At 69.9% G+C, this 25,964-nt stretch carries 22 protein-coding genes; 11 read left to right on the forward strand and 11 right to left on the reverse strand.

Features of this window, described 5'->3' with window-relative positions:
- Positions 1 to 4: 4 nt before the first annotated feature.
- The 4 genes from ACZZZB_RS07580 to ACZZZB_RS07595 form a co-directional block, all read right to left on the reverse strand.
- Positions 5 to 1,057, reverse strand: coding sequence for an ABC transporter permease (locus tag ACZZZB_RS07580; RefSeq protein ID WP_463529330.1), 1,053 nt, complete (start codon positions 1,055 to 1,057; stop codon positions 5 to 7).
- Between the two features lie 2 nt (positions 1,058 to 1,059).
- Positions 1,060 to 2,652, reverse strand: coding sequence for an ABC transporter substrate-binding protein (locus ACZZZB_RS07585; RefSeq protein WP_191940308.1), 1,593 nt, complete (start codon positions 2,650 to 2,652; stop codon positions 1,060 to 1,062).
- Positions 2,653 to 2,760: 108 nt separating this feature from the next.
- Complete coding sequence (locus tag ACZZZB_RS07590) at positions 2,761 to 4,371, reverse strand: hydantoinase/oxoprolinase N-terminal domain-containing protein (RefSeq protein WP_191940307.1); 1,611 nt, start codon at positions 4,369 to 4,371, stop codon at positions 2,761 to 2,763.
- The gene (locus ACZZZB_RS07595; protein WP_085512084.1) at positions 4,368 to 5,504 is read right to left on the reverse strand and encodes a DUF917 domain-containing protein; all 1,137 of its coding nucleotides are present in this window, start codon (positions 5,502 to 5,504) and stop codon (positions 4,368 to 4,370) included. Before ACZZZB_RS07595 ends, ACZZZB_RS07590 begins: the two co-directional genes overlap by 4 nt.
- A gap of 73 nt (positions 5,505 to 5,577) precedes the next feature.
- On the opposite strand from ACZZZB_RS07595, the gene ACZZZB_RS07600 reads away from it, so the two are divergent.
- Positions 5,578 to 7,077 carry a PucR family transcriptional regulator gene (locus tag ACZZZB_RS07600; RefSeq protein ID WP_137242516.1) on the forward strand — a complete coding sequence of 500 codons (1,500 nt, stop codon included), beginning with the start codon at positions 5,578 to 5,580 and terminating at the stop codon, positions 7,075 to 7,077.
- A 307-nt stretch (positions 7,078 to 7,384) separates the two neighbouring features.
- On the opposite strand, the gene ACZZZB_RS07605 is transcribed toward ACZZZB_RS07600, so the two are convergent.
- The gene (locus tag ACZZZB_RS07605; RefSeq protein ID WP_463529331.1) at positions 7,385 to 8,230 is read right to left on the reverse strand and encodes an alpha/beta fold hydrolase; all 846 of its coding nucleotides are present in this window, start codon (positions 8,228 to 8,230) and stop codon (positions 7,385 to 7,387) included.
- Positions 8,231 to 8,387: 157 nt separating this feature from the next.
- On the opposite strand from ACZZZB_RS07605, the gene ACZZZB_RS07610 reads away from it, so the two are divergent.
- From ACZZZB_RS07610 to ACZZZB_RS07620, 3 genes are all read left to right on the forward strand, one after another.
- Positions 8,388 to 9,035: a pyridoxal 5'-phosphate synthase gene (locus ACZZZB_RS07610; protein WP_191940303.1), complete on the forward strand. Its 648-nt coding sequence runs from the start codon at positions 8,388 to 8,390 to the stop codon at positions 9,033 to 9,035.
- A gap of 137 nt (positions 9,036 to 9,172) precedes the next feature.
- Entirely contained in the window at positions 9,173 to 9,493 is a 321-nt protein-coding gene (locus tag ACZZZB_RS07615; protein WP_229939967.1) for a helix-turn-helix domain-containing protein, read from the forward strand.
- The gene (locus ACZZZB_RS07620; RefSeq protein ID WP_463529332.1) at positions 9,490 to 10,740 is read left to right on the forward strand and encodes a type II toxin-antitoxin system HipA family toxin; all 1,251 of its coding nucleotides are present in this window, start codon (positions 9,490 to 9,492) and stop codon (positions 10,738 to 10,740) included. The genes ACZZZB_RS07615 and ACZZZB_RS07620 overlap by 4 nt, the downstream gene beginning before the upstream one ends.
- Positions 10,741 to 11,241: 501 nt before the next feature.
- Here ACZZZB_RS07620 and ACZZZB_RS07625 read toward each other — a convergent pair.
- Both ACZZZB_RS07625 and ACZZZB_RS07630 read right to left on the reverse strand, forming a co-directional pair.
- On the reverse strand, positions 11,242 to 14,133 hold the full coding sequence (locus ACZZZB_RS07625; protein ID WP_463529333.1) for an MMPL family transporter: 2,892 nt from the start codon (positions 14,131 to 14,133) through the stop codon (positions 11,242 to 11,244).
- A 63-nt stretch (positions 14,134 to 14,196) separates the two neighbouring features.
- The gene (locus ACZZZB_RS07630) at positions 14,197 to 14,844 is read right to left on the reverse strand and encodes a TetR/AcrR family transcriptional regulator (protein ID WP_064296018.1); all 648 of its coding nucleotides are present in this window, start codon (positions 14,842 to 14,844) and stop codon (positions 14,197 to 14,199) included.
- Between the two features lie 227 nt (positions 14,845 to 15,071).
- Here ACZZZB_RS07630 and ACZZZB_RS07635 point away from each other — a divergent pair, with 227 nt between their 5' ends.
- The gene (locus ACZZZB_RS07635) at positions 15,072 to 16,298 is read left to right on the forward strand and encodes an MFS transporter (RefSeq protein WP_426738267.1); all 1,227 of its coding nucleotides are present in this window, start codon (positions 15,072 to 15,074) and stop codon (positions 16,296 to 16,298) included.
- Positions 16,299 to 16,323: 25 nt separating this feature from the next.
- Here ACZZZB_RS07635 and ACZZZB_RS07640 read toward each other — a convergent pair whose 3' ends face one another.
- The 3 genes from ACZZZB_RS07640 to ACZZZB_RS07650 form a co-directional block, all read right to left on the reverse strand.
- Positions 16,324 to 17,190: a helix-turn-helix transcriptional regulator gene (locus ACZZZB_RS07640; protein WP_463529334.1), complete on the reverse strand. Its 867-nt coding sequence runs from the start codon at positions 17,188 to 17,190 to the stop codon at positions 16,324 to 16,326.
- A gap of 112 nt (positions 17,191 to 17,302) precedes the next feature.
- Positions 17,303 to 18,469, reverse strand: coding sequence for a hypothetical protein (locus ACZZZB_RS07645; RefSeq protein ID WP_463529335.1), 1,167 nt, complete (start codon positions 18,467 to 18,469; stop codon positions 17,303 to 17,305).
- Between the two features lie 50 nt (positions 18,470 to 18,519).
- A complete protein-coding gene (locus ACZZZB_RS07650) occupies positions 18,520 to 20,190 on the reverse strand; it encodes a 2-isopropylmalate synthase (RefSeq protein WP_463530548.1) in 1,671 nt (556 codons plus the stop codon).
- Positions 20,191 to 20,328: 138 nt separating this feature from the next.
- On the opposite strand from ACZZZB_RS07650, the gene ACZZZB_RS07655 reads away from it, so the two are divergent.
- Positions 20,329 to 21,006: a FadR/GntR family transcriptional regulator gene (locus ACZZZB_RS07655; RefSeq protein WP_191940296.1), complete on the forward strand. Its 678-nt coding sequence runs from the start codon at positions 20,329 to 20,331 to the stop codon at positions 21,004 to 21,006.
- Between the two features lie 180 nt (positions 21,007 to 21,186).
- Entirely contained in the window at positions 21,187 to 22,011 is an 825-nt protein-coding gene (ppk2, locus tag ACZZZB_RS07660; protein WP_463529336.1) for a polyphosphate kinase 2, read from the forward strand.
- Positions 22,012 to 22,053: 42 nt separating this feature from the next.
- On the opposite strand, the gene ACZZZB_RS07665 is transcribed toward ppk2, so the two are convergent.
- Positions 22,054 to 22,602 (reverse strand): CGNR zinc finger domain-containing protein, encoded by a 549-nt coding sequence (locus ACZZZB_RS07665; protein ID WP_463529337.1) that lies wholly within the window; start codon positions 22,600 to 22,602, stop codon positions 22,054 to 22,056.
- A 53-nt stretch (positions 22,603 to 22,655) separates the two neighbouring features.
- Between ACZZZB_RS07665 and ACZZZB_RS07670 the strand changes: the two genes are divergently transcribed.
- From ACZZZB_RS07670 to kdpA, 4 genes are all read left to right on the forward strand, one after another.
- Positions 22,656 to 23,063 carry a carboxymuconolactone decarboxylase family protein gene (locus tag ACZZZB_RS07670; protein WP_463529338.1) on the forward strand — a complete coding sequence of 136 codons (408 nt, stop codon included), beginning with the start codon at positions 22,656 to 22,658 and terminating at the stop codon, positions 23,061 to 23,063.
- Positions 23,060 to 23,980: a phosphotriesterase family protein gene (locus ACZZZB_RS07675; RefSeq protein ID WP_463529339.1), complete on the forward strand. Its 921-nt coding sequence runs from the start codon at positions 23,060 to 23,062 to the stop codon at positions 23,978 to 23,980. The genes ACZZZB_RS07670 and ACZZZB_RS07675 overlap by 4 nt, the downstream gene beginning before the upstream one ends.
- Before the next feature lie 209 nt (positions 23,981 to 24,189).
- Positions 24,190 to 24,279 carry a K(+)-transporting ATPase subunit F gene (kdpF, locus tag ACZZZB_RS07680; RefSeq protein ID WP_056009336.1) on the forward strand — a complete coding sequence of 30 codons (90 nt, stop codon included), beginning with the start codon at positions 24,190 to 24,192 and terminating at the stop codon, positions 24,277 to 24,279.
- Positions 24,279 to 25,952 carry a potassium-transporting ATPase subunit KdpA gene (gene kdpA / locus ACZZZB_RS07685; protein WP_194643523.1) on the forward strand — a complete coding sequence of 558 codons (1,674 nt, stop codon included), beginning with the start codon at positions 24,279 to 24,281 and terminating at the stop codon, positions 25,950 to 25,952. Before kdpF ends, kdpA begins: the two co-directional genes overlap by 1 nt.
- Positions 25,953 to 25,964 lie beyond the last annotated feature (12 nt).

Here is a 25,964-nt window from a genome sequence, read left to right on the forward strand (position 1 = left end):
GAGCTCAGCCCTCCGTGATCGAGGAGCGCGGATCGATCGTCGCGAGCGCGATGTCGATGAGGAGGTTGAGGCCGAGGACGAGGATCGCGTACACGAGCACGATGCCCTGGATCATCGGGTAGTCCTTCGAGGTGATCGACGACACGATGCTCGTCCCGAGACCGGGGATGGCGAAGACCGTCTCGATGAGCACGGTGCCGGCGACCATGCCCGTGAGGATGATGCCGCCGATCGTGAGCGTCGAGGTCACCATGTTCGGCAGCGCGTGCCGGAGGTAGACGAGGTGTGTCGGGAGGCGCTTGCTCCGTGCCGTGGTCATGTACGGCATCTCGAGGACGGCCAGCATCTCCACGTGCACGATGCGGGCGAGGTAGGCCATCGGACCGACCGCGAGGGCCACCACCGGCAGGATCGCCTGGTCGAAGCCTCCCCAGCCGGCGGCCGGGAGTACCTTGAGCCCGATGCTGAACACCGCGATGAGACCGACGGCGAGCAGCAGGCTCGGGATGGCGATCAGCACGCCGAGCAGACCCGAGACGCCGAGGTCGGCGAGGCGACGGCGGCCGGTGCGCGAGGACACCGCGGTCGCGACGCCGATGGGGAAGGCGCCGATCGCCGCGAGGAGGAAGGACGCGACCGCGAGGGTGAGCGTCACCGGGAAGCGCTGCGCGATCGTGTCGGCGACCGGCCGCTGTGACCCGATCGCCGTCCCGAAGTCGCCGCGGAACAGCCCGCTGACGTAGTTGACGAACTGCTCCGGCACCGGCACGTTCAGGCCGAGGTCGGCGCGCGTCCGCTCGACGAGTTCCGGGGTCGCACTGTTCCCGAGCGCAGCCCGCACCGGGTCGCCCGGCACGAGCTGCACGATCAGGAACGTCGCGACGATGACGATGGCGAGGGAGACGAGCACCCGGCCGAGTCGTCGGAGGATGAACGAGGTCCGCGGAGAGAGTCCGCCGAGGACGCCGCGACCCCCTCGACGCGCGACCGCCGGGCCGCCGGGGCCCGGGGCCTGCTCGGTGGCCTGCTCGGTGGTCACGGTCGAGGGGATCGTCATGATCAGCCGACCATCCGGATGCTCGTCGGGCGGATGAAGTTCGGACGCTCGACCTCGGCGCCGTTCAGGTACAGGAAGTCCTGCGCGTCGGCGATCGGGAACACGTCCGTCCGCTCGATGAGCTTCGCCTCGGCCTGCTGCCAGAGGTCACACGTCTCCTCCGGGCTGGCCGTCTTGGCCTGCTCGGCGAGCGCGTCGTACTCCGGGTTGTCGACGAACATGAAGTTGTTGCCGCCCTTGTCCGGGGTCTCGCCACCGAAGAAGGTGTTCACGATGACCGGTCCGCCCGGAGCGATCTGCACGAAGCCGGTGTCCCAGTCGAAGGTCGAGAACAACTGCTCGGACCAGGCGTTCGCGTCGTTGCCCGAGAGCTCCGTCGTGACGCCCAGCTCGTCCCAGGTCTGTTGCACGAGCTCGGCCGCTGCCGCGTGGCTCGGGGTGGCCGCGTCGTAGATGAACTTGATCGTCAGCGGCTCGCCGTCCTTCGACCGCTTGCCGTCGGAACCGAGCGTCCAGCCCGCCTCGTCGAGCAGCTCGCCGGACTTCTCGACGTCCGTCTCGGGGAGCGTCCACTGCGGGCCGTCGGCGACGCAGAGGTACGGGCTCTTCACGACGAGCGACTTCGACTCCTCGGCGGTGCCGTCGGTGACGACCTCACCGACCTGCTCGCGGTCGATCGCGGTGACGAGGGCCTCACGGACGAGCGGGTCGGAGGTGGGGCGCTCAGGACGCTCGTTGAAGAGCATCTCGCCGATCGGGTTGCGCACGCCCTCGCTGCCGAGACCGGCGGCCTCGACGCGGTCCTGGTCGGCGCCGCCGATGCTCGCGGCGTTCACGTCACCGGAGAGCAGCAGGTTCGCGGCGGTCCCGGGGTCGGTGACGACGCGGACCTCGAAGGTGTCCGGCAGGCCCTTCGTGTCGCTCGTGACGTCCTCGGGACCCCAGGTGTAGTCGTCGCGCTTCGTGAAGGTGTAGCTGGAGCCGGGGGTCGCCTTGTCGAGGGTGAAGAGGCCGGTGCCGTTCATCGTCTCGACGAGGGAGTCCGGGTCGTCGAGGCCGGCCTGGCAGACCATCTCGACGGTGCCGGTGTTGGCGAGGATGAACGGGTCGGGCGTCGAGCTCGTGACGGTGAGCTGGTTGCCGTCGGCGGTCGCGGTCATCCGCTCGGAGACCTGCGCGCCGTAGTAGAAGGTCGCGTTGGCCGGGTCGGCGTTGTAGGTGATGTTCGCCGCAGCGGTCTCCGCGGTGAACGGGGTGCCGTCGGCGCAGGTGATGCCGTCCTTGAGCGTGTAGGTGATGGAGGTGGAGGTGGCGTCCTCCTCCCAGCTCTCGGCCAGCCAGGGCAGGAGCTCGCCGTCGGCGTTGACGTACACGAGCGACTCGTAGTGGAAGCTGATGATCTCGCGGGCCTCGAGGCTGATGCCCGTCATGGGGACGAGGCTCCCCGGGTCGCCGCTCATGGCGGTGACGAAGGTGCCGCCGGAGACGTACTCGCCGGAGGAATCGGAGGATTGCGAGGAGGTGCACGCGGTGAGGGCCACCGCGGTGAGGGCCGCGGTGGCGAGTGCCGCCGCGGCTTTCCGCTTGTTGTTCATGCTGGATCCTTCGTACTCGGGTGGCCGTGGTGCGCGGGTGGCCGGATCAGATGGGGTGAGAGGTGCCGTGCTGGTGCTGGTGGAGAGCGGTGCTGGTGCGGTGGTGCGTCAGATGCGCTGTCGGGTCGCCGTGCCGATGCGGGCGAGGGGACCCGCAGCCTTCACGGAGACCTTCAGGGTGGGGCGGGTCGCGTACGAGACGGGGGTCTCGAGCACGTCGACGATCTCGACCGAGCGCGGGTCTGCGCCGGCCTGGATCGCCTTCTCGATCGCGGAGCGTCCTGCCTCCTCGATGGCGGCTGCGCGGTCGGCGAAGTCGCAGAGCTGATCGGAGCGCCCGCCGGCGAGCGCGATGGCCGCGCCCACGGCGTTGGCGACGTTGCCGCGCGCCGGGCGCAGGACCTCGCTCGCGCCGAGGACGGCGTCCGGGACGAGGAATCCTCCGCCGCCGACGACGACGAGCGGGAGGCCGGTGCGGCCGAGCGACATGCGCTCGACGGCGGACTCGATGCGTTCGTGGGCGACGCCGAGCGCGTGCTCGAGCGCCTGGCGGGTCGCGCGGTCGAGGGGCGGCAGCTCGCGGTCGGCGATGCCGAACTGGAGCGAGGCCGCGTCGGTGAGGGTCGGGGTGGTGCCGCCGAACAGCAGCGCCTCCTCGGTGAGGCGGTAACCGACCGAGTCGTGCCGCGGGACACCGGTCGCGGTGTCGACGATCGTGCCGCCACCGAGGCCGACGCTCAGGATGTCGGGCATGCGGAAGTTCGTCCGCACGCCACCGACCTCGCGGGGCAGCGTCGACTCGCGGGGGAACCGGTCGACGAGCACGCCGAGGTCGCTCGTCGTGCCGCCGACGTCGATGATGATCGCGTTGTCGGCACCGGAGAGGAAGGCGGCCCCGCGGATGGAGTTCGCCGGCCCGGAACCGATCGTGAGCACCGGGTAACGCGCCGCGTACTCGACGGCCATGAGCGTGCCGTCGTTCTGGGCGAAGTAGGTGGTCGCGTCGAGTCGTTCCTCGGCGACGACGGTCGTGAGCGCGTTCGTCACGTCGCGGGCGACGGCGTAAAGCGACGCGTTCAGGACGGTCGCGTTCTCGCGCTCCAACAACCCGAGCGCGCCGATCTCGTGGCTCAGCGACACCGGGATGTCGACCCCGACGTGGTCTTGGACGAGCGCCTCGACCTCGAGCTCCTGCTCGGGGAACGACGGGCTGAAGATGCCGCAGACGGCGACCGCGTCGAAGGTGCCGGCCAGGGCGTCGAGCTCCCGGCGGATGAGGTCGCGGTCGAGCGGGGCGATCGGGTAGCCGTCGACGAGGTGGCCGCCGCCCGCGAGGATGCTCCCCGCGAGCACGACGTCGCGCAGTTCCCGCGGCCAGCCTGCGAGCGGCGGGAGCGAGGTGGCGGCGGGCGAGCCGAGTCGGATGACGACGACGCGACCGAGGTCGCGACGGTTGACGATCGCGTTGGTCGCGTGGGTGGTGCCGAGCATGACGCGGGTGACGAGGCTCCGGTCGTCGCCGAGCTGGTCGAGGACCTCGGCGAGCGCCGCCCGGATACCGCCCGTGACGTCGCGGGTGGTGGGCTGCTTCGTCCATGAGACGACCTCGCCCGTGCCCGAGAGCGCGACGGCGTCGGTGTTGGTCCCGCCGACGTCGATGCCGATCGCGAGTTCGCCCGAGGTGTCGGTGACGGTGCTGGTAGTGGTGCCGGCGCTCATCGGGTCGCTCCAATGGTCTCGTCGGCGCTCACACCGAAGGGCTCGTAGTCGAGGTCGTAGCCGAACGCGCGCGGGCCGGCGAGTTCGAGGCCGCGCTCGGTGCGCCACAGTGGATCGCACGCCCAGGCGAGGACGCTCACCCGCTGCCCGAAGCGCAGCATCTCGGTGGAGATCGCGTCGCCCGTCTCGGAGTCGACGATCGTGACGAGGTCGGGGACGCTGACGATGACCGCTCCGTCCTCCATGACGACGAGGTTCTCGTTCTGGATCTCCACGCGGGTGAGGCGACCGCGGTGCTCGCCGATCCCCTCGACCGTGACGGAGCCGCGTGTGAACCCGCCCTCGGTGCGGCGCTCGATGTCGACGACCTTGCCACCCGTGATGAGGGACGCCCCGAGTTCGTCCGTGAGCGCGCCGACGGGGTCGGTGGCGGTGAGGAGCCGGCGCCCGACCTGCACGGCGCGGCTGACGCTGCCCTCGATGACAGCTCCCCGGACGGTGTCGCGGTCCATGACGTAGTTGGCGCCGATCGAGATCGCGCCGCTCGCCACGGTGAGGGCGCGGGCGTGGCGCTCGAGCCAGGCGAGGCTGACCGGTCGCAGGATCGAGACGTTGCCGATCACATCGCTCAGGACCGCATACCCGGGCGGGAGGTTCGCGACGTTCATCGCGGTCATCGGCGCTTCCGGGAAGGCGCGTCCCATGCCGTCGGCGTCGAGGATGCTGAGACCGAGGCTCGCGGCCCAGCCGACAGGGCCGACGCCGTTGCTGCCGCCGATCTCCGTCGCCATGATCGTGGTGATGCGCTTGCCCGTGAGGCGCTCGATCTCCTCGACGATGATCTCGGCCTGGCCGCTCGCGCCGAGCATCTCGAAGCCCACGGAGGGCGCGCCGATGCCGGACATGGCGACGACCACGTCGTCCGCGTCGAGGTCGGCGACCTGTTTGACGGGGACCGGACCGAACTGCTCCAGGGCGATCTCGACGCCGAGCTGCGGGGTCTGCACCGCGCCGCCGCCACCGGTACCGAAGATGGCGCATCCTGCGGCGAGCGCCGGCACGTCGGCCAGGGTGATGCTGGTGATCGGCGTGGCCGACGCTGCGGAGCGTGCAGCGGGGTGGTTCGTTGACATGTACCGAGCGTAGGCAGGGCGGGGAACCACGACAATGTTCCCATGGCCCACACAATCGGGGCAGAATGTGCTCATGGCCCAAGTCACCGTCGCCGACGTCATCCTCCAAGCCGAGCATCTCGGTGCCCGCTGCGTCGCCGGTGCCCCCGCCGGCGTCCCGGTCACCGGCGTCGAGATCCTCGCGCTCGACGAGCTGAACGACGCGACCGAGCACTCCATCGCCATCGTGACGACCCCCGACGGCGCCGTCCCGAGGCCGTACCAGGTCGACATCGCCATCCGCCGGGCCATCGCCGCGGGGTGCGCGGGCCTCGTGTTCGTCGGTGCGTTCCCCGTCGCCGAGACCTCGCGGGCCCTCGCGGACCGCGGTGGTCTGCCGGTGATCATGAGCGAGGGCATCGCCTCCGACCTCGCCGTGCTCATGGACCGCACGATCCGCGGTGGTGCCGAGGAGGCGATGTCGCGCGCCGAGTTCGCGATCCAACGGGTGATCAGCGCGTCCGCGGCCGAAGCGGAGCAGGCGTCGGGTGTCGGCGTGCGGGAGGCGATCCTCGAGGTCGCCAGCACGACGCTCGGGGTGCCCGTCACGCTCGTCGAGGATGCGAGCGCGAGCTGGCTCGAACCGGACGCGGTGTGCATCGGTGAGATCCCGATCGGCCGGGTCCACGCCGAGCGCGACGACCCGGCCGCGGCGATCGCCCTCCCGGTCATCGCCTCCGTCCTCTCGCGCGCCCTACAACGGGAGCTGCACGGACGGTTCGGTTCGGTTCGCTCGCGGGCGGAGCTCATCATCGAGCTGATCTTCGCGGAGTCGTCCCGCATCGACGGCTTCGCGATGGACGCGGTCCGTGCCGGTCTGCCACTGCAGCTGTCGCACGCGGTGGCGTGGCTGACCCCGAAGCACGCGAGCGATCCCGACCGCCGCGCACCCACCGTCCTCGCGCCCTCCGTCGAGCTCTTCGCACTGCAACTCGTCGACCAGCGCGAGGAGCAGTGGCACCTTGCGATGCGGCGCGACGAGATCGTCGTCATCGCGTCGGAGGAGCTCGGCGCACCCGACCACCAGCGGCGCCTGCGCGACGTGATGGAGCGGATCGTCGCGCACGCTGCGACGATCGCGGGGCCGGAGTGGACCTTCACGGTCGGACTCGGGACGCCGCAGAGCGGGGCGGCGGGGCTTCGGCAGTCCGCGACCGAGGCGCGGGTCGCGGCTGAAGCGGCCATCGCGGGTGGCCGCTTCGGCACCATGGAGGCGACGGACGTCACCGGGTTGCGGCGGGTGCTCCTCGACTTCTACGCCTCACCGCTCAGCCGGACGCTCCTCGACGACATCCTCTCGCCGCTCGACGCCCTCGGGCCGGAGCGGGCCACGATCTCGGTGCGGACGCTCCTCTCCTACCTCAGCCATCGGAACTCCCTCGCGCGGGCCGGGGCCGAGCTGAACCTGCATCCGAACGCGGTGAACTACCGGATCCGGCGCATCGAGCAGTCGCTCGAACTCGACCTCGCCGACCCGGACGTCCGCTTCGCCGCGGAGCTCGCCTGCCGGGTGCGGCTCATCGGCATGCCGTAGGACCCGGTCCCTGCCCCTCGACAGGCTCAGGAACCGCGTGTCGAAGGGCCCACGCATAGCCCTCCCGTCGGCGACACGTCCTCTTCGCTGCATTTCGACAAGCTCAATGACCGGGCACAGGTCTTCCCGGTCCCTGAGCCTGTCGAAGGGCCCACGCGGTGCCTTTCCGTCGGCGACACGTCCTCCGTGCCGCATTTCGACAGGCTCAATGACCGGGCACAGGTCTTCCCGGTCCCTGAGCCTGTCGAAGGGCCCACGCGGTGCCTTCCCGTCGGCGACACGTCCTCCGTGCCGCATTTCGACAAGCTCAATGACCGGACGAGCTCCTCGCCACTCGGACGATGCCCGCGGCGAGCGTCGGCCAGAGCTCGGCGGGGATGAGGTGCCCCATGCCGGGGAGGACGTGGAGCTCGGCCGCCGGCATCGCCTGGGCGATGTCGACCGCGGAGGTCCAGTGCAGGACGTCGTCCTCGCGACCGTGGAGCACGAGGGTCGGGACGGTCACGTCGCGCAACCGCTCGAGTCGCTCGGGCGCACGCAGGAGCGCCGCCCACTGCCGACTGAAGCCCTCCGGCGCGTAGCCGCGGTCGTAGGCCTCGCCCGTCGCCCACACCTCCCACGCGGTGTCCGGCTGGTAGCGCGCGCCGGGCACGGGTGCGGCGAGCTCCGCCATCGCGGCGACGGACTCCTCCCGGGTGTACCGCACAGGCGCGACGAGCAGCTCGCGCCGGTCGCCGTGCAGGATGTAGCGCGGGTCCTGGCCAGGGATCGTGGACAGCAGACCGAGGCTCAGCACGCGCTCCGGATGGTCGAGCGCGACCATCTGCGCCATCATGCCGCCCATCGAGTGCCCGACGAGGTGCGCCTGCTCGACCCCGAGGTGGTCGAGCACCCGCAGGACGTCGTCACCCATGTCGGCGAGCGAGTACCCGCCGTCGAGGTCGGTCTCACCACCGAACCGCTGCGAGAAGCCGACGTCGCGGTTGTCGAACCGCACGACGCGGAAACCCTCGTCCACGAGCATCGCCCGGAACGGGTCACGCCAGGTGAGCAGCTGCGCACCGCCGCCCGCGATGAGCACGATCACCGGGTCGGCGGGGTCGCCCTCCACCTCGTAGTAGATCGAGACGTCGTCGGTGTCGGTGTACGGCATGCGGTGCTCACTCTCCTCGAACGTGCTCCCTGGCGGGCGTTCCGAGGCTAGCCCGCGGCCTGACCATGCACCATGTGCCCGGACACCACGGTTCCGGTGGAGACTGTGCCGGCGCCCCAGCCGTCGGCACCGAGGACAACGCGGGTAGGCTCGCGACATGAGCGCCGAACCCCTCTCCGGAGACGACACCCTGCAGCTGCCCGAGTTCGACACCCCGCCCGCCGAACCCATGCTGCTCGCTCAGCAGTGGCTCGCCGCAGCGATCGAGCGGGACGTCAGCGAACCCCGATCGATGACCCTCGCGACCGCCACCTCGGTCGGCGTCGTCAGCGCGCGGACCGTCGATGTGAAGACGCTCGACGATCGCGGCCTGATCTTCGGCTCCTCGACCGAGAGCCGGAAGGGCGGGCAGCTCGCCGAGAACCCGAGCGCCGCTCTCCAGGTGTACTGGCGCGAGACGATGCAGCAGCTCCGCTTCGAGGGCCGCGTCGAGCAGCTGAGCGCCGAGGAGTCCGACGCGCTGTTCGCCGATCGCTCACCGAAGTCACGAGCGGCGACGGCGGTCGCCCACCAGTCGACGCCGTTCCGCGACGGCCCGGAGGAGACCCTCGACGCCCTCATCGCGCAGGCGAACGCGTTGCTCGAGCGCGAGGGCGACGACGTGCCCCGGCCGGCCACGTGGGTCGGGTTCCGGCTCGTCCCCGACATGGTCGAGTTCTGGCACGCCAGCCGCGACCGCATGCACCGGCGCCTCCGCTATCTCGCAGCCGACGGCGGCTGGATCGTGGACCGCCTGCAGCCGTAGCCACGCCGTTCGAACAGCTTGTGCCACCGAACCTCTCGAAATGCGACCCGGCACGTCCATCCCTGCGTATGAAGAGAATGTCCGCCGTTACAGCGTATAGTGACGAACATTATCGTCATTATGGGATGAGGTACACGATGGCCAGTGGTCCAGGTCTGAGCCGCGAGATGGTCCGTCTCGGATCGAACGTCCGAGCCTGGCGCAAGATCATCGGCCTGACGGCGGACATCGTCGCTGAGCGCGCCGGTATTTCGCGGGACACGCTGCGCGCCATCGAGAACGGACGGTCGACCTCCTCCGAGAATCTGTTCGCGGCGCTCCGAGCTGTCGGGATCCTGTCCCAGGTCGTCGACGCGTCCGATCCACTGGCGAGCGATTTCGGCTCGCGGAACTTCGCTCGAACTGGCGTCGAGCGCGTCCGGATCCCTACGCCGACGTCCTCAGACGATCCACGATGACCGTCGACATGGCGCCCGACCACCTGATCGAGGTAAACGTGAGCCTGGTGCTGCCAGACGGCGCCGAAGTCCCAGCCGGGCGGGTCACGACCGACGGGCTCCCGGGGTCGGCGGCGCCCGGCATCGTCTTCCGATACGCGGAATCGTTCCTCCTCGATCCACGCGGCTACGATCTGTCGCCGGACATGCCACGGAGCGCTGGTCCGCTCCGTGCGTGGTCGGGCCGTGAATCGCTCGGTGCACTCGGCGATGCCATGCCTGACAGCTGGGGACGTCGGATCATCCGCGCGGGAACGCAGGCGCGAAGCGGGCTGGACTGCCTGCTGCACGTGAATGACGAAACACGCCAGGGTGCCTTGCGTTTCGCGGCGAAAGGCACGTTCCTCGGGCGACGCACCCATCCCGTGGCTCAGGTTCACGACCTGCCACGGATCCTTGCAGCAGCACGGGCATTCGAGACAGGCACCGAGTCCGACGAGGAGCTCGCGGTGCTGATCGAAGCAGGGACCAGCGCCGGAGGAGCGCGCCCGAAGGCGGTCGTCCGTCATCACGACGCACTCTGGATGGCGAAGTTCGCTCGCGACACCGAATACTCCGACCCGATGGCCTGGGAGGCGACGGCGCTCGCGCTCGCCCGTCAGTCAGGTGTCGAGACACCCGCCTTCGAGCTGGAGCGGATCGCCGAGGGCCGGTCGATCCTGCTCACGAAACGGTTCGACCGCGTCGGCGAGCAGCGCATCGGGTATCTCAGTGCTCACTCGCTCACCACGAAACCGGAGGACCAGCCTCTGTCGTACGTCCATCTGGCCGAAGCAGTCGCGTTCGCAAGCCCGACCCCGCGAGTGGATCTCGCCGAACTGTTCCGACGAGTCGCACTCAGCCTGCTCATCGGCAACGTGGACGACCATTTCCGGAACCACGGGTTCCTCCGGCAACACACCGGCTGGAAGCTGTCACCGGTCTTCGACCTGGAACCGAACCGGCGCCCAGACCGAGTGGAGGCCACGCCCATCACCGAAGGAGGCGAACGATACGGTCGTGACATCCGCGAACTCCGCGCCGTGCACGATGCGTTCCGTCTCTCGGCGACGGCCGCCGCTTCGATCATCCGCGAAACAGCGGAGCGCACGATGGATTGGCGGACGGTCGCGATCGGCTACGGCATCTCGCCTGAAGCCGCGGTCGTGGCCGAGCGTGCGTTCGACGGCGACAACCGGCACCGTGCCCTCGAGATGCCTTCCCAGTGACCGAGCGGCCCGGCCACCGGGAAGTCCCCGGCCATTGAGCTCGAACCCGGTCATGGAGCCGAGCCCGGTCATTGAGCCCGAACCCGGTCATTGAGCCCGAACCCGGTCATTGAGCCTGTCGAAATGCCCTTCGACAAGCTCAGGGACCGAGTAGACCCGGTCATTGAGCCTGTCGACATGCCCTTCGACAAGCTCAGGGACCAAGTAGACCCGGTCATTGAGCCTGTCGAAATGCACCCGGAGAACCTCACCCTTCGACAAGCTCAGGGACCAAGTAGACCCGGTCATTGAGCCTGTCGAAATGCACCCGGAGAACCTCACCCTTCGACAAGCTCAGGGACCGAGTAGACCCGGTCATTGAGCCTGTCGAAATGCCCTTCGACAAGCTCAGGGACCGGGGGCTGGCCCTTCGACACTTCGACAGGCTCAGTGCGGCGCAGCTCAGGGACCGAGTAGGCCGCTCAAGGACCGGGCAGGCAGCTCAGGGCCCCGGGGCCCGCGCTACCTCGGCGCGCGGACGACCACGACGCCACCGACGGGCGGCTCGACGACCGCGGTGCCGTTGTCGGCGTCGACCGCGATGACGTAGGCACCGACGGCCACGCGCTGCACACCGGCGGTCGCCGGGTGCACGATGACGTCGAGCCCGGGCTCCACCCGGGAGACCTGCTGGTCGGCCGGGTCGGGGTCGGTCGTGAGCACGTGCGCCGGGTGCGTCCGCTCGGCGGCGGCCGCCTCCCGGCGGGTCAGCTCACTCGACGGTGCGGCCACGTGTGCGGCCGTCCCCGCGGTCACGCCGGCACCGAGGGCAGCCGTCTCCGCGCCGTCGACCGCGTTCCGCGGCTCGCCGCTCGACGGGGCGGTCGCGACCGAACCCGTGTCACCGGCCTCGACGTGATGCGCCGGGTGGCTGCGCTCGAGCGCGGCACCCTCGACGTCGACGTTCGGCAGGATGCGGTCGAGCCACTTCGGGATCCACCAGGCGCTCTTCCCGAGCAGGTGCATGACCGCCGGGATGAGGAGCATGCGGACGACGAACGCGTCGACGAGCACGCCGAACGCCAGACCGAAGCCGATGGACCGGATCATCGCCGAGTGGGAGAAGATGAACCCGCCGAAGACGGAGATCATGATGATCGCCGCTGCCACGACGACCGTCCGGCCGGCGTGCAGCCCGCGCTGGACCGCCAGGCGCGCCGGGGCACCGTGGGCGAACGCCTCACGCATGCCGGACACGAGGAACAGCTGGTAGTCCATCGCGAGCCCGAAGAGGATGCCGATGAGGATCGTCGGCAGGAAGCTCAGGATGGGCCCCGGGTCGTGCACGCCGAACACCGGTCCGAGCCAGCCCCACTGGAAGATCGCCGTGATGCCCCCGAAGGTCGCCGCGAGGGACAGCATGAAGCCGAGCGTCGCGGTGAGCGGCACGAGGATCGAGCGGAACACGAGGATCATGATGATCAGCGACAAGCCGACCACGAGCGCCAGGTAGAGCGGAAGGGCGTCGGAGAGCTGCTTCGAGACGTCGATGTTGCCGCTCGCGCTGCCGGCCACGCCGAGCTCGACATCGCCCGACAGCGGCGAGAGGTCGCGCAGGTCGCGGACGAGCTGTTCCGTGGAGACGGCGTTCGGCCCCTCCTTCGGGATCACCTGGAAGGCGAGGACGGAGTTGTCGTCCGATGCGCCCACCGGCGCGACGGCCTTGACGTCGTCCTGGTCGGCGATCTCCTGGCCGATCCGCACCTGCTCCTCGAGGACTTCCTCGTCGGTGGCGGCGTCGGGCAGCGTCGCGACGACGAGCAGCGGACCGTTGACGCCGGCACCGAACTTGTCCTCGATGAGCGTGTAGGACTGGTACTGCGTCGAGTCGACGGCCTCCGAGCTGCCGTCCGGCAGGCCGAGACGCATGTCGAGCGCGGGGATCGCGACGACGCCGAGCACGACGAGTCCGGCGACGAGCGTGCCGACGGCGCGCAGGGTACCCATGGGCTTGGTCGGGACGGCGTCCGGGCGCGGCGTGCCGATGGTGCCGCGTGCCTTCCGGCTGAGGATGCGGAGGCCGAGCAGCGACAGCAGGGCGGGCGTGAGGGTGACCGCGAGCAGGATGGCGACGGCGACGCAGATCGCGCCGACGGTGCCCATCAGGCCGAGGAACGGGATCCCGGTGACGTTGAGCGCCAGCAGCGCGACGAGGACGGTCGATCCGGCGAAGACGACCGCGTTGCCCGAGGTGCCGTTCGCGAGGCCGATGGACTCGTGCAGTTCGACGCCCGCGAGCAGCTGCTTGCGGTGCCGGTTCAGGATGAACAGCGAGTAGTCGATGCCGACCGCGAGCCCGAGCATGACGCCGAGCACCGGCGTGATCGAGAGCATGTCGACGACGCCCGAGAGCGACAGCGACGCGGTGACGCCCACGCCAACGCCGACGATCGCGGAGACGAGCGGGAGCGATGCGGCGATGACCGTGCCGAGCATGACGAGCAACGTGATCGCCGCGATGATGAGGCCGATCGCCTCACCCACGCCGAACAGCTGCGGCAGGCTCTGCGCGAGCTCGTTCGAGAACTCGACCTCGACGCCCGACGGGACGTCCTCCTTCACCTGGTCGATGACCGACTGCTTCGTCTCCGGCGTGACCTCCTGCTGGCGCTTGTCGAAGACGACGTTCGCGACCGCGGTGGTGTCGTCGGTCGAGACGGTGCGGATACCCGAGGAGAGGTCGAGGAGCTGCGAGGAGAGCTCGAGCTTCGTGCTCTGCTCGTCGAGCTTCGCGAGGTTCTCGGTGATGGTGGCCTGCTGGGCGTCGAGCGCCGTCTGCTGCTGGGTGATCGCGGTCTGCTGCGCGTCGAACTGGGCCTGTGCGGCGGCCGGGAGTGTGCCGCCCGCGGCCTGCTGCGCCTGGGCGAGCGCGGCACTCAGCTGGGTCTGCGCGTCGGTCAGCTGCTGCTGTCCGGCGTCGAGCTGCGTCTGGCCGTCGGTCAGCTGGGTGCGGCCGTCGTCGATCTGCGTCTTGCCGTCGGAGATCTGCCTCGCCTGGTCGGCGATCGTCTCCTGCGTCTCGAAGGGGTTGACCGTGGAGTCGACGCCCTTGAGGTCGGCCGTCTCATCGAGCAGCTCACCGATCGCGGTCTTCTGGCTGTCGGTGAAGGCGTCACCGTCCTTCGTGTGGAACACCATCGCCCCGGTGCCACCGGAGGCGCTCGGGAACGATTCCTCGAGCTGGTCGGTGACCTTCGCGGTCGGTGTGCCCGGGATGGTGACGGCGCTCGAGAGGGTGCCACCGAAGGCGAGGAACGCACCCACTGAGATGCCGAGGATCACGATCCAGGAGATGAGGACGGCCCACGCGCGACGCGCGGAGAAGCGTCCGAGGCGATACAGCAGTTCAGCCAAGGGAGTCTCGATTCTTCGGGAGGTGGTGCTGGTGACGTGTGCGGGGACGGAGCGGGAAGCGGATCAGTGCGTGGACGCGTAGCCGGTGCGGACGCTCGCGATGAGCCGTTCCAGCAGGTCGGTCCAGAGGGCACGGGCTTCATCGTCCGTGGTGGCGCCGGTACTCGCGATCCAGTGATGGGCGAGCACTTCGACACCGTGCATGAGGGAGGAGACCAGGAAGCCGGCTTCGAGTTCGTCGACGTCGGTGTTGCGCTCGGCCAGCTCGTGGGCGAGCTCCTGGGTGGTGCGGGAGAAGGTGGCCTGGAACAGCTGCTGCGGGCGCGAGTCGTCGGGTGCGAAGCCGCCGAGCGCGTTCCAGAGGAAGGCGATGACGCGGGGGATGTCGGTCGTGCGGAGCGCTGCGGCGACGTCCTCGAACATCGAGACGCGCGACCCCGGGCCTGCCGGCCGTGCGTTGACGGCGGACCGGAAGCTCTCGATCACGACGGCCAGCTCCTCGGTGCATGAGGTGGTGACGAGGTCGTCGATCGAGGAGAAGTGGTTGAACACCGTGCGACGGGAGACATCGGCGCGTTCGGCGATGACGTCGACGTTGAAGCCGGCGATGCCCTGCTCCGCGATCATGACGCGGGCGGCGTCGAGGATCGCCCGATGGTGGCGCGCGCGGAGGGCGGCGCGTCGATCCTCGGCGGGGGCGGTGGTGGACACGTGGGTACACTACGTGCACCGATGCACTCAGTGCAACTTGTTGACGCGGTGTTCACCGATCTGCCAGGAAGGTGCACTGACTCGCCCGAACCTGCACGAATATCCGCGACTTTCGTGCAGGAACGGGCGACTCAGCGACGCCGGGACGGGTGCCGGGGTGGACGGACGGTCGGGTCGGGTGGACTGGGCGTCGGGTGGAGGGGTCACGGCTCCGGCAAGCTGAGAGCATGACGACAGACGAGAAGCTCGACGCACCACGAACGGGCTCGGTCCCCACGACGAACGCAGCCGCGTCCGACGCCCCGCGCACGCGGACCGCATGGGCGGCCGTCGCCGTCATGATGGCGACGAGCTTCGTGCTCGTGCTCGCCGAGTTCCTGCCGCCGAGCCTGCTCCCGTCGATGGCCGCGTCGCTCGGGATCACCGAGGGCCAGGCCGGTCAGGCCGTCACGGCGACCGCCTTCATCGGGTTCCTCACCGCACCGACGATCGGCATCCTCGTCCCGCGACTCGACCGCCGTCTTCTGCTGGTGCTGCTCGCGGCCGCCGCCGCGGTGTCGAGCGCGCTCGTCGCGATCTCCGCCGACTTCGTGATGCTGCTCATCGCCCGACTCCTGCTCGGCGCGGCCCTCGGCGCGTTCTGGGCGATGTCGATCGCGATCGCCGCCCGACTGTCCGCGCCGCACCACCTCGGCCGGGCGATCATGCTCGTGAACACCGGCACCACCGTCGCGACGGTCGCCGGCGTCCCGGTCGGCACCTACCTCGGTTCGGTCATGGACTGGCGCCTCATCTTCGCCGGCGTCGCGGTCATCACCGCGGTGGTGGCCGTCGCGCTGCGGCTCGTCCTCCCGCCCGTCGCGCCGGCTCCGTCGAGCGGCGGTCTGCGGTCACTCGTCGACACGCTCCGGGTCCCCGGCATCCGCGTCGGCTTGACGGGGCACATCCTGACCGTCCTCGGGCACTTCATCGCCTTCACCTACATCCGGCTCGCGATCGAGCGGGTGCCCGACCTCGACGCGGCCGGTGTCGCGGTCCTGCTCGCCGCGTTCGGTCTCGGCGGCGTGGTCGGCAACTTCGTGATCGGACTCCTCGTCGACCGCCACCTGGCGGCCCTGCGCTACGTCGTCCCGGCCTTCATCGGCATCTCGATCGCGCTCGTGACCCTGTTCCCGGGGCAACCCTGGATCGTGACCATCGCGATCACCACCTGGGGCATGGGCTTCGGCGCCTGGCTGACGACCCTGAGCACGTGGATGGGTCGCCTCGTGCCGGACCGCATGGAGTCCGGTGGCGGACTCGTCGTCGCAGGGTTCCAGCTCGCCATCACCGTCGGTGCCGGAGCGGGTGGACTGCTCGTCGACGCGGTCGGCATCGTCCCGGCGCTCACGGTCGCGGCGATCTCCGCGATCGTCGGCGGCATCGTGTTCGGGTCGGCGCGCACCGCGCGGTGATGCCGAGGGCGGTCCGACCGAGCACCTAAGCGGCCTGCGCCGCCTCAGCGCGCCAACGGGCCGGCGTCAGGCCCGTGTACCGCTGGAAGGCGCGCGCGAAGCCGTCTTCCGACACGTAGCCGAGCGTGCCGGCGAGCTCGGCCACGGACGCGTCGCCAGTGAGGATGAGTCCCTTGGCCGTCTCCATGCGAACGGTCGTGAGGTAGGCGCGCGGGGTGTGCCCCACGACCTCGCGGAACCGCTCCGCGAACGCCGACCGCGACATCATGGCGATGCGGGCGAGCGTCTCGAAGGTCCACGGTCGCCCCGGTTCGGCGTGCAGGGCGTCGAGGACCGCGCCGATGTGCGGGTCGCCGATGCGCTGCAGCCAGCGATCCGGCGCGCAGCCGGCCTCGTTCCACGTGCGGAGCGCTGCCGACACGATGGTGGTCGCGATGCGGCTGCAGATGACGGCGTCGCCCGGCCGCGGACGACCAGTCGCCTGCGGGCAGCCCATGCCCTTGATGAGCGCCACCATCGAGGGCTCCTGACCGGCGAAGTCGGCGACGTACAGGTGCTCGGGCAGCGTCTCCGCCACCTGTTGGCGCTGACCCGGCCGGGTGAAGGCGACGTCGAGGAGCTCGGCGTCCTCGAGCGCGACCACCGTCGTGGCGTGGGCGCGGGGGAAGAAGACGAGGTCGCCGGCGTCGAGGTCGCGGGTGCCGTCGGCGGCGGTGAGGCGGACGCGTCCGCTGGAGAGGTAGACGAAACCGGACGCCGTGTGCGGTCGCCGCAGCGGTGTGCCCGCGGCGAGGCGGTCGCGGTCGGTGCCGTGGATCGTCCACTCGAGGCTCGCGAGTGCGCGATCGAAGGTGTCGATCGTCGACGCTGGAGGGGTCGCGGTGAGGGTCACACCGATGCGAACGCGAAGGCGCCGCCGGATGTTCCGCGACCTGCCCGCTGAGTCGCCCGGATCTGTCCGATCTGGACGTGGATCCGAGCAGATTCGGGCGACTCGGTCGCGGCTAGCGCCCGTCCACCACGGACATGAACCCCGCGAAGGCGAAGGCGGCGGGGATGAAGTAGAGCAGCGTGCGGGTGACGAGCCAACTGACCGCGCCGACAGCCACCCAGACCGCATGGAAGCGCGCGCGCACCGTGAGGCGACGGCCCTCCTCGCCGACGACCGTCTCCTTCCGGGTCCAGACCTGCTCAGCCTCCATGGCGTCCCGCGCCGCCTCGAGGACGCTCTCGGCGTCCTGTCCCGCCACCCGTTCGTCGCGGTACCGCTCGGCCCTCGTGATGAGACGCGGCACCAGGTCGGTGAGGATCGCATCGATGGCGACCCAGGGAGCGGCGTAGGCGAAGTCGGCGGCCGGCCTGCTGAAGAAGACGACCCGATCGTCGACCATCTCCACGTTGTAGTACGCCGCGGTGCTGACGAGCGACGACATCACGTCGGGGGTCAGCACGTATCGCGCGTCCGCTCCGTACCCGGACGGCGCGTAGACGCGGAACCACCGGTCGAAGTCGCCCTCGAGGGAGATCTGCAGACCCCGGTCGAGGCCCGGCGGCAGGTCGCTGCGGACGGTGTCGTTCGTCGTCGCGTCGAGCAGCAGGTGCGGGAGGGGTGCCGGCAGCCGCACCACGAGGTAATGCCAGTCCCTCGACCGCTTCACGTCGTCGACCAGGTTGCCGAACTCGATGTTCCCGCGGACGAATCGCGGGTACGACTGTACCTGCGGTCCCGGCGTGGAGATGAAGGCGTTGTTGTACTTCCCCGTCGTGGTGATGAGCGAGGAGAACATCGCCCGACCCTTCGGTTGCTCCTCGAAGCCGTTGACCACCGCCGTCAGATGGGTCCGCCATCCGGCGAGACGCGCCTTCGGCGACGGCGGGCGTCGCGACCAGCGGTACAGGAACCAGGCACCGACGAGCAGCCCGACGAGGACGAGCGCGGCGACGACCAGGCCGATGACGTCATCAGGCTCGACGCGACGGTCGTGGTATTCGTCGACGCTGACCCCGACCGAGACGAGCGCGATCGCCAGGTACCAGAGGACGAGGCTGAAGTAGAGATGGAAGAGCACTCTCCGCCCGGTGGGCACCCGTTTGGGCCGGCCGGAGCGACGCTCGTCCGCCATCGCCGCGGCGACCTCGTGTTCGGGCGCCGTCAGCCACCGCAGTTCCACTGATCCAGATCCCCTCGACGCCCTCAGCCTCCCAGCGTAGGGCAGGGCGACTACCGGCTCGCAGCGTTGACGACGGCGCGGACCGACGCCTCCAGCACGGAGCGATGGCGCCCGGCTGCCCACACCGTCTCCGCCCCGCGGCGGATCTCCAGGAGGGTCAGGGCCTCGGCGCCACTCCCGGCACTGAGCGAGGTCTGATGCAGGGAGACGATCTCGACGTGGACGCCGTGGTCGGCGAGGAGACGGGTCGCCGCCTCGACCGGACCGACGTCGGCGAAGGTGGCCTCATGGCGGTCCCCGTCGATCCGCAGACCGATCGTCGTCCGCCAGGTCTCGCCGGTCGTCGCCACATCGACCTCGAGCAGCTCGACCCGAGACGGCGTCGCCGACAGGTAGCTGCGCTCGAACGCCGCGAGCAGCGCCTCGGCGTCCAGTTCGCGACCCGTCTCGTCCGCCTGCTGCTGGACGCGACGCGAGAAGTCCACCTGGAGACGACGGGGCATCTCGATGCCGTAGTCGCGTTCGAGCAGGTAGGCGATGCCGCCCTTGCCGGACTGCGAGTTCACGCGGATGACCGCCTCGTAGCTCCGGCCGAGGTCCGCGGGGTCGACCGGGAGGTAGGGCACCCGCCACGGGAGGTCCTCCGGGCGGCTGCCGGTGGCCTCAGCCCGCGCCCGGTGTTCGGCGAAGCCCTTCTTGATCGCATCCTGGTGCGTCCCCGAGAACGCGGTGTGGACGAGCTCGCCGACGTAGGGGTGGCGCGGGTGGATCTCGATGCGGTTGCTGTGCTCGACGACCCGCCGGATGTGGTCGATGTCGGAGAAGTCGATCATCGGGTCGACGCCCTGGGCGTGCAGGTTGAGCGCGAGGGTCGCGAGGTCGACGTTGCCGGTCCGCTCGCCGTTGCCGAAGATGCACCCTTCGACGCGTTGGGCGCCCGCGAGGACCGCGAGCTCGGCACACGCGATCCCCGTGCCGCGGTCGTTGTGGGGGTGGACCGACAGGATGACGGCGTCGCGCCGGTCGAGGTTCCGGTGCATGTACTCGATCTGGTCGGCGTAGACGTTCGGGCTCGCCGCTTCGACGGTCGCGGGCAGGTTGAGGATCACCGGTCGGTCCGTCGAGGCGTCCCAGAGGGTCGTCATCGCGTCGCAGAGTTCGAGGGCGTAGTCCGGCTCCGTCAGGTTGAAGACCTCCGGGGAGAACTCGAACCGCACCCCGTCGAGATCGCCGGCGAACTCGAGGACGTCGGCGCCGCCGGCGAGGATGAGCGCGCGGAGTGAGTCGCGGTCGTGTCCGAGGACGACCTCCCGCCAGAGCGGCGCCGTCGCGGTGTACAGGTGGATGACGACCGGGTTCCGGATCCCACGGATCGACTCGACGGTGCGCTCGATCAGGTCGCGGCGGGCCGGTGTGAAGACCACGATCGTGACGTCCTCGGGAGCGATGTCGGTCTCGGCGATCAGGCGGACGAAGTCGTAGTCGGTCTGCGAGGCGGAGGGGTAGCCGACCTCGATCTCCTTGTACCCCATCGTGACCATCAGCTCGAAGAAGACCCGTTTCCGCTCGGAGTCCATGGGTTCGGCAAGCGCCTGGTTCCCGTCGCGCAGGTCCACCGGCACCCAGAGCGGCGCCTCGGTCAGCCGTCTCGACGGCCAGGTGCGGTCGAGGAGGGGGACGTCCACCCGCGAGTACAGGTCCTGGTAGCGATGGGACGGCATCTGGGAGTGCCGCTGTCGGTTCCAGCTCGGCGCGGAGGGCGGGACAGGACCGGCGGGGGTGGAGAGTCGGGAGTCTGCGGGGATCACGCGGCTACGCTAACACAACTTGTCAGACAAGCTGAGGACTATGATCGACACATGGACACCGTGCACCGCGAATCACTCTCCGACCAGGTCGCACGCTTGCTCCTGCAGCGCATCCAGGCCGGTGAGTGGGAGATCGGCCAGAAGCTGCCCGGCGAGACGACCCTGGCACCGCAGCTCGGTGTCGGCCGGTCGACGATGCGCGAGGCGATCCGCCAGCTGGCCGGCCAGGGCGTGCTGTCGAGCCGGCAGGGATCGGGGAACTTCCTCCGGTCGCGCACGCCGGTCCAGGATTGGGACGCGCTCGTCCTGCGGACCGCGATCGGCTCGGTCATCGAGGCGCGCATCGCCATCGAGTGTGAAGCGGCAGCCCTCGCCGCGCAACGCCACACGGCGTCCGACCTGACCGCCATCCGGGCAGCGTTGGCCCATCGGAACGCCGATCGCGCGACCATCGAGGGTCGTGTCGACGCCGACACGGCGCTCCACCGGAGCATCGTGGCCGCGAGCGGGAACGAGATCCTCACCGAACTGTTCGACACCTTCGCCGAGCGCAGCCGCGAGGCGATGATCCAGATGCTCCGCCTCAGTGGCGCGCCGGGGACGGACCACGACCAGCTCGTCCATGAGCACATCGTGCAGGCGGTCGTGGATCGCGATGCCACCGCGGCCTTCGACCGCAGCCGCACCCATCTCGTCGCCCTCCGCGACGGGTTGACCCGTTCGGACTGATCGCAGCGCGCGCGTGACTATACGCCTGTCGGCGCACGGATGACACGCCCCCACGGATATCGATCGGCAGGCGCAGGCTGGGCGGGAGTACCGCTCCGCCGGGGCGGGCACCGAGCACTGCACCAACGCGCCGATCAGGCGTCGAACCAGTCCTCGCGGGGACAGGCGGGAACACGCAGCATGTCGAAGGCTCCGAACCGGAACAAGCCACCCAAACGCATCCGGAAGGACCGCTACGAAGCGGAACTGGAACGACTCCAGATCGAACTGGTCGCGATGCAGCGCTGGGTGATCGAGACCGGCGCACGGGTCGTCGTGGTCTTCGAGGGCCGAGACGCCGCAGGCAAGGGCGGCGCGATCAAGCGCATCGTCCAATACCTGAACCCACGGTCCGCCCGGGTCGCGGCCCTGCCGACACCCGGTGAGCAGGAACGTGGTCAGTGGTACTTCCAGCGTTACATCCAGCACCTGCCCACGGCGGGCGAGATCGTGCTGTTCGACCGCTCGTGGTACAACCGTGCCGGCGTCGAACGGGTGATGGACTACTGCACCCCTGAGCAGTACCGGCGATTCCTCCGCCAGACTCCCGTGTTCGAGCGGATGCTCGTCGAGGACGGCATCATCCTCATCAAGTACTGGTTCTCGGTCTCCGACGACGTCCAGGAGCAGCGGTTCCGCTCGCGTCTCGACGACCCGATGCGTCGCTGGAAGCTGTCCGACACGGACCTCCAGTCGATCACCCGCTGGGAGGACTACTCGCGCGCCAAGGACGAGATGTTCGAGGCCACCGACCACGCGGACGCACCCTGGTGGACGATCGAGAGCGACGACAAGCGGGCGTCCCGGTTGAACGCGATCTCGCACCTGCTCTCTCAGATCCCCTACGAGCAGCGCGCCCCCGAGCCGATCGACATCCCCGAGCGGCCGGGCGCCGACGGGTACGACCGACCCGCGCGCGAACGGTACCGGTACGTGCCGGATCACGCCCACACGCTCGGGCACTGAGCATCGCGGGCACTGCACGTCGCGGAGGAGGGTCGGCCCGAGTCAGTCGGCGCTCGGGCCACCCTGTCGTGCGCGGTGGGCGCGGACCCGACCCCGACTGGCACAGGCCGGCGACGGACACCAGTGCCGCCTGCGGGAGGTGTCGAGGAACACCCAGCGACAGTCGACCTCGGCGCACTGATGCAACAACGCCCGGTCCGGCCCCTGCAGCATGACCAGTGCCTGGATGGCGATCGCGGCGAGCGCCGCGTCGAGCGGGACGCCATCCGGAGCGGGACCGCTCCACAGCGCTCCGGCCGACCTCGACGCGTGCCGACGCACCTGCGCGAGATCATCCGGGGCCGGTTCGCGCCCGGCGACCGACGCCATCGCCAGCTCGCGGAGTGACTCCCGCAGCCGCACGAGGCGGTCGAGGTCGTCGGCGCTCAGCTCGCCATCCACACCGAACCCGACCAGGCCGAGCCACCGATGCGCCGCCTCGGGCGTCCCGATCCGCTCCACCGGCCGCGTTCCGAAGCTCTGTCCCTGCGTGGCGAGCAGGTTCAGCCAGGTGGCTCCGCCGTCGAAGCGGAAGTCGGTCTCGGTCGTCATGGTTCGAGTGTAACGTGTCAACCGTTACAACTGGGACGAGCGAGGGAACGATGATGCAGGGAGAGACGATGCACGGGGTGTTCGATGTGGCGGCCGGCCGCGAACGACTGGCGGAGCTGCAGGACGAGACGACGACCGCGGCCTGGCGCGCTACGGTCGATGCGGCGGCGCCGGGCTTCGACGAGTGGATCGTCGGCGCCGTGTTCGGTGGGACGTATCAGCGCGAGGGCCTGACGCCGCGCGACCGACAACTGCTCATCATCGGCGCGCTGACGGCGCTCGGCGGCGTCGACCCGCAACTCAGCGGCCACCTCACGACGTCGCTCCGGATCGGGATGACCCGGACGGAGCTCGCCGAGGCGCTCGTCCACCTCGTGCCGTATGTCGGGCTGCCCCGGGTGATGGCGGCCCTGCGACTCCTCCCCGAAGCGGCGACCGGCGTGGATGCCGACACGCGATGACCCGGGTGATCCGCACGGTGCTCGGCGACATCGACCCGGCCACCGCGGGCGTGGTCGACTCCCACGACCACCTCTTCCTGCGGACACCGGTCCTGGCCGGTGAGGACCTCGTCGAGGAGCCTGACGCCACGACCGCGGTCGAGCGGTTCGCAGCGGCGGGCGGCAGGACCGTCGTCCAGTGGACGCCTCGAGGTCTCGGACGCGGCCTCCCGGCACTCCGGCGGATCAGTGCGTCGACGGGGGTCCACGTCGTGGCGGCGACCGGACGACATCTGCGACGCGTCTACCCCGACGGTGCTGCGGAACCCGCGCGCTCGGCCGACGGGCTCGCCGCGGCGTTCATCGACGACGTCGACCGGCACGGGTGCGGACTGATCAAGATCGGTGTCGGCCCCGACCGCCTCGCCGAGGACGAGCGGGACGCGTTGCGGGCCGCCGCGATGGCGCATCACGCCACCGGTGTGCCCATCGCGGTGCACCTCGAGCAGGGAGCCGCGCCCGACCGCGTCCTGGAGGCGCTGGACGCCGAGGCGGTGGACCCGAGGTCCATCGTCCTCGGGCATCTCGGCCGGAATCCTCACGTCGACCAGATCCTCGCAGCGGCTCGCTCCGGCGCGTGGGTATGCATCGACACACCGTCGCCCGGCCACCCGATGGACCCCGCTCGACTGGCGCGGATCCTCGAGATCCTCATCGACGACGGACACCTGCCCGCGCTGCTCCTCGGCGCCGACACGACCACGTCCGCCTCCCGCGCGCGGCCGGAGGAGTACGGTCCTACAGCGCTCCTGACGACCGTCGCACCGCAGTTGACGAGGGCCCTCGGCGCGGAAGCGGTGTCGACGATCACCCGCGACAACCCCGCCCGCGCGTGGGCGTTCGAGCCCCGCGCACCACGCACCGTAGGGAGGTCGTGAGGATCCACGCGGAAGGCGTATGGAAACCGTGAGGACCGCCGTCGGAGGTCGTTGACGGGTGTTGGCTCTGAGCTGTCCCGAACGGGACACAGCACCACGCACCCGCACCACGCACCCACTGGAGTCCTCTTGCTCGACCTCGTCTACGTACTCGGCGTCATCGCCGTGTTCGCTCTGGTCGGCCTCGTCGCCCGGGGAGTGGAGAGACTGTGATCGTCTTCGAACTCCTCGCCGCCGTCCTGGCCGTCGCCGCCGTCGTGTACCTCGTGTACGCGCTCGTGAAACCCGAGAGGTTCTGATGCAGACCCTCTTCGCGATCCTCCAGGTCTCTACCCTCGTCCTGGTCCTCGTGCTGCTCTACCGTCCGCTCGGTGAGTACCTCGCCCGGGTGTACACCTCCAGTAAGGACTTCGCCGTCGAGCGCGGCTTCTACCGCGTGATCGGTGTCGACGCCCGCTCCGAGCAGACCTGGCAGGCCTACCTCCGCGGGGTGCTCGCCTTCTCGCTCGTCGGCGTCCTCCTCGTCTACGCCCTGCAGCGCGCCCAGGCCGTCCTGCCCTTCGCGCTCGGCCTCCCCGCCGTCCCCGAGGGCCTGTCGTTCAACACGGCCGTGTCCTTCGTCACGAACACCAACTGGCAGTCGTACTCCCCCGAGGTCACGATGGGCTACACCGTGCAGCTCACGGGCCTCGCGGTGCAGAACTTCGTGTCCGCGGCCGTCGGCATCGCGGTCGCCATCGCCCTCGTCCGCGGCTTCGCGAGTCGCCGCAGCGGCACCATCGGCAACTTCTGGGTCGACCTCACCCGCGGCACCCTCCGCGTGCTCCTGCCGCTCTCCGTCGTCATGGCGGTCGTGCTCATCGCGGGCGGGACCATCCAGAACCTCAACGGCTTCACCGACGTCACGACCATCACGGGCGCGACGCAGACCATCCCCGGCGGGCCGGTCGCCTCGCAGGAGGCCATCAAGCTCCTCGGCACGAACGGCGGCGGGTTCTTCAACGCGAACTCCGCGCACCCCTTCGAGAACCCGACCGCCTGGACGAGCCTCGTGCAGAACATCCTCATGCTCGCGATCCCGTTCTCCCTGCCGCGCACCTTCGGCCGCATGGTCGGCGACCACAAGCAGGGCTATACGATCCTCGCGGTCATGGGCGTCATCTTCCTCGCCTCGTTCTCGATCCTCACGGCGCTCGAAGCCCGCGGCCTCGGAGCGGCACCGATGGCGGCCGGCGGCGCGATGGAGGGCAAGGAGCAGCGCTTCGGCGTCTTCGCCTCGACGCTGTTCGGCTCGACCTCGACACTCACCTCGACGGGTGCCGTCAACTCGATGCACGACTCGTACACCGCACTCGGCGGCATGATGCCGATGATCAACATGATGCTCGGCGAGATCGCCCCCGGCGGCGTCGGCTCAGGCCTCTACGGCATGCTCGTCCTCGCCGTCATCGCCGTGTTCATCGGTGGGCTGCTCGTCGGCCGGACGCCGGAGTACCTCGGCAAGAAGATCGGCCCACGGGAGATCAAGCTCGCGAGCCTGTACATCCTCGTGACGCCGACCCTCGTGCTCGCCGGCACCGCACTGAGCTTCGCCATCCCCGGCGTCCGCTCGGACGTGGAGACGACGTCGATCTGGAACCCGGGCCTCCACGGCCTCTCCGAGGTCCTCTACGCCTTCACCTCTGCGTCGAACAACAACGGTTCCGCGTTCGCCGGCCTCACGGCGAACACCCCGTGGTTCAACACGGCGCTCGGTGTCGCCATGCTCCTCGGCCGCTTCGTCCCGATCGTGCTCGTCCTCGCGCTCGCCGGTTCGCTGGCCGCACAGGACCGGGTCCCCTCGACCGCCGGAACGCTCCCGACCAACCGGCCGCAGTTCGTCGGCCTCCTCACCGGTGTCGCCGTGATCATCACCGCACTCACCTACTTCCCCGTACTCGCGCTGGGTCCCCTGGCGGAAGGGCTGTCATGAGCCAGGTCCACG

It is taken from the genome of Plantibacter sp. AC185 (assembly GCF_979258065.1).

Coding starts and splice junctions, on each gene's coding strand:
- ACZZZB_RS07580 (WP_463529330.1), bottom strand. CDS start 1,057: ATGACGATCCCCTCGACCGTGACCACCGAGCAGGCCACCGAGCAGGCC.
- ACZZZB_RS07585 (WP_191940308.1), bottom strand. CDS start 2,652: ATGAACAACAAGCGGAAAGCCGCGGCGGCACTCGCCACCGCGGCCCTC.
- ACZZZB_RS07590 (WP_191940307.1), bottom strand. CDS start 4,371: ATGAGCGCCGGCACCACTACCAGCACCGTCACCGACACCTCGGGCGAA.
- ACZZZB_RS07595 (WP_085512084.1), bottom strand. CDS start 5,504: ATGTCAACGAACCACCCCGCTGCACGCTCCGCAGCGTCGGCCACGCCG.
- ACZZZB_RS07600 (WP_137242516.1), top strand. CDS start 5,578: ATGGCCCAAGTCACCGTCGCCGACGTCATCCTCCAAGCCGAGCATCTC.
- ACZZZB_RS07605 (WP_463529331.1), bottom strand. CDS start 8,230: ATGCCGTACACCGACACCGACGACGTCTCGATCTACTACGAGGTGGAG.
- ACZZZB_RS07610 (WP_191940303.1), top strand. CDS start 8,388: ATGAGCGCCGAACCCCTCTCCGGAGACGACACCCTGCAGCTGCCCGAG.
- ACZZZB_RS07615 (WP_229939967.1), top strand. CDS start 9,173: ATGGCCAGTGGTCCAGGTCTGAGCCGCGAGATGGTCCGTCTCGGATCG.
- ACZZZB_RS07620 (WP_463529332.1), top strand. CDS start 9,490: ATGACCGTCGACATGGCGCCCGACCACCTGATCGAGGTAAACGTGAGC.
- ACZZZB_RS07635 (WP_426738267.1), top strand. CDS start 15,072: ATGACGACAGACGAGAAGCTCGACGCACCACGAACGGGCTCGGTCCCC.
- ACZZZB_RS07650 (WP_463530548.1), bottom strand. CDS start 20,190: ATGCCGTCCCATCGCTACCAGGACCTGTACTCGCGGGTGGACGTCCCC.
- ACZZZB_RS07655 (WP_191940296.1), top strand. CDS start 20,329: ATGGACACCGTGCACCGCGAATCACTCTCCGACCAGGTCGCACGCTTG.
- ppk2 (WP_463529336.1), top strand. CDS start 21,187: ATGTCGAAGGCTCCGAACCGGAACAAGCCACCCAAACGCATCCGGAAG.
- ACZZZB_RS07665 (WP_463529337.1), bottom strand. CDS start 22,602: ATGACGACCGAGACCGACTTCCGCTTCGACGGCGGAGCCACCTGGCTG.
- ACZZZB_RS07670 (WP_463529338.1), top strand. CDS start 22,656: ATGCAGGGAGAGACGATGCACGGGGTGTTCGATGTGGCGGCCGGCCGC.
- ACZZZB_RS07675 (WP_463529339.1), top strand. CDS start 23,060: ATGACCCGGGTGATCCGCACGGTGCTCGGCGACATCGACCCGGCCACC.
- kdpA (WP_194643523.1), top strand. CDS start 24,279: ATGCAGACCCTCTTCGCGATCCTCCAGGTCTCTACCCTCGTCCTGGTC.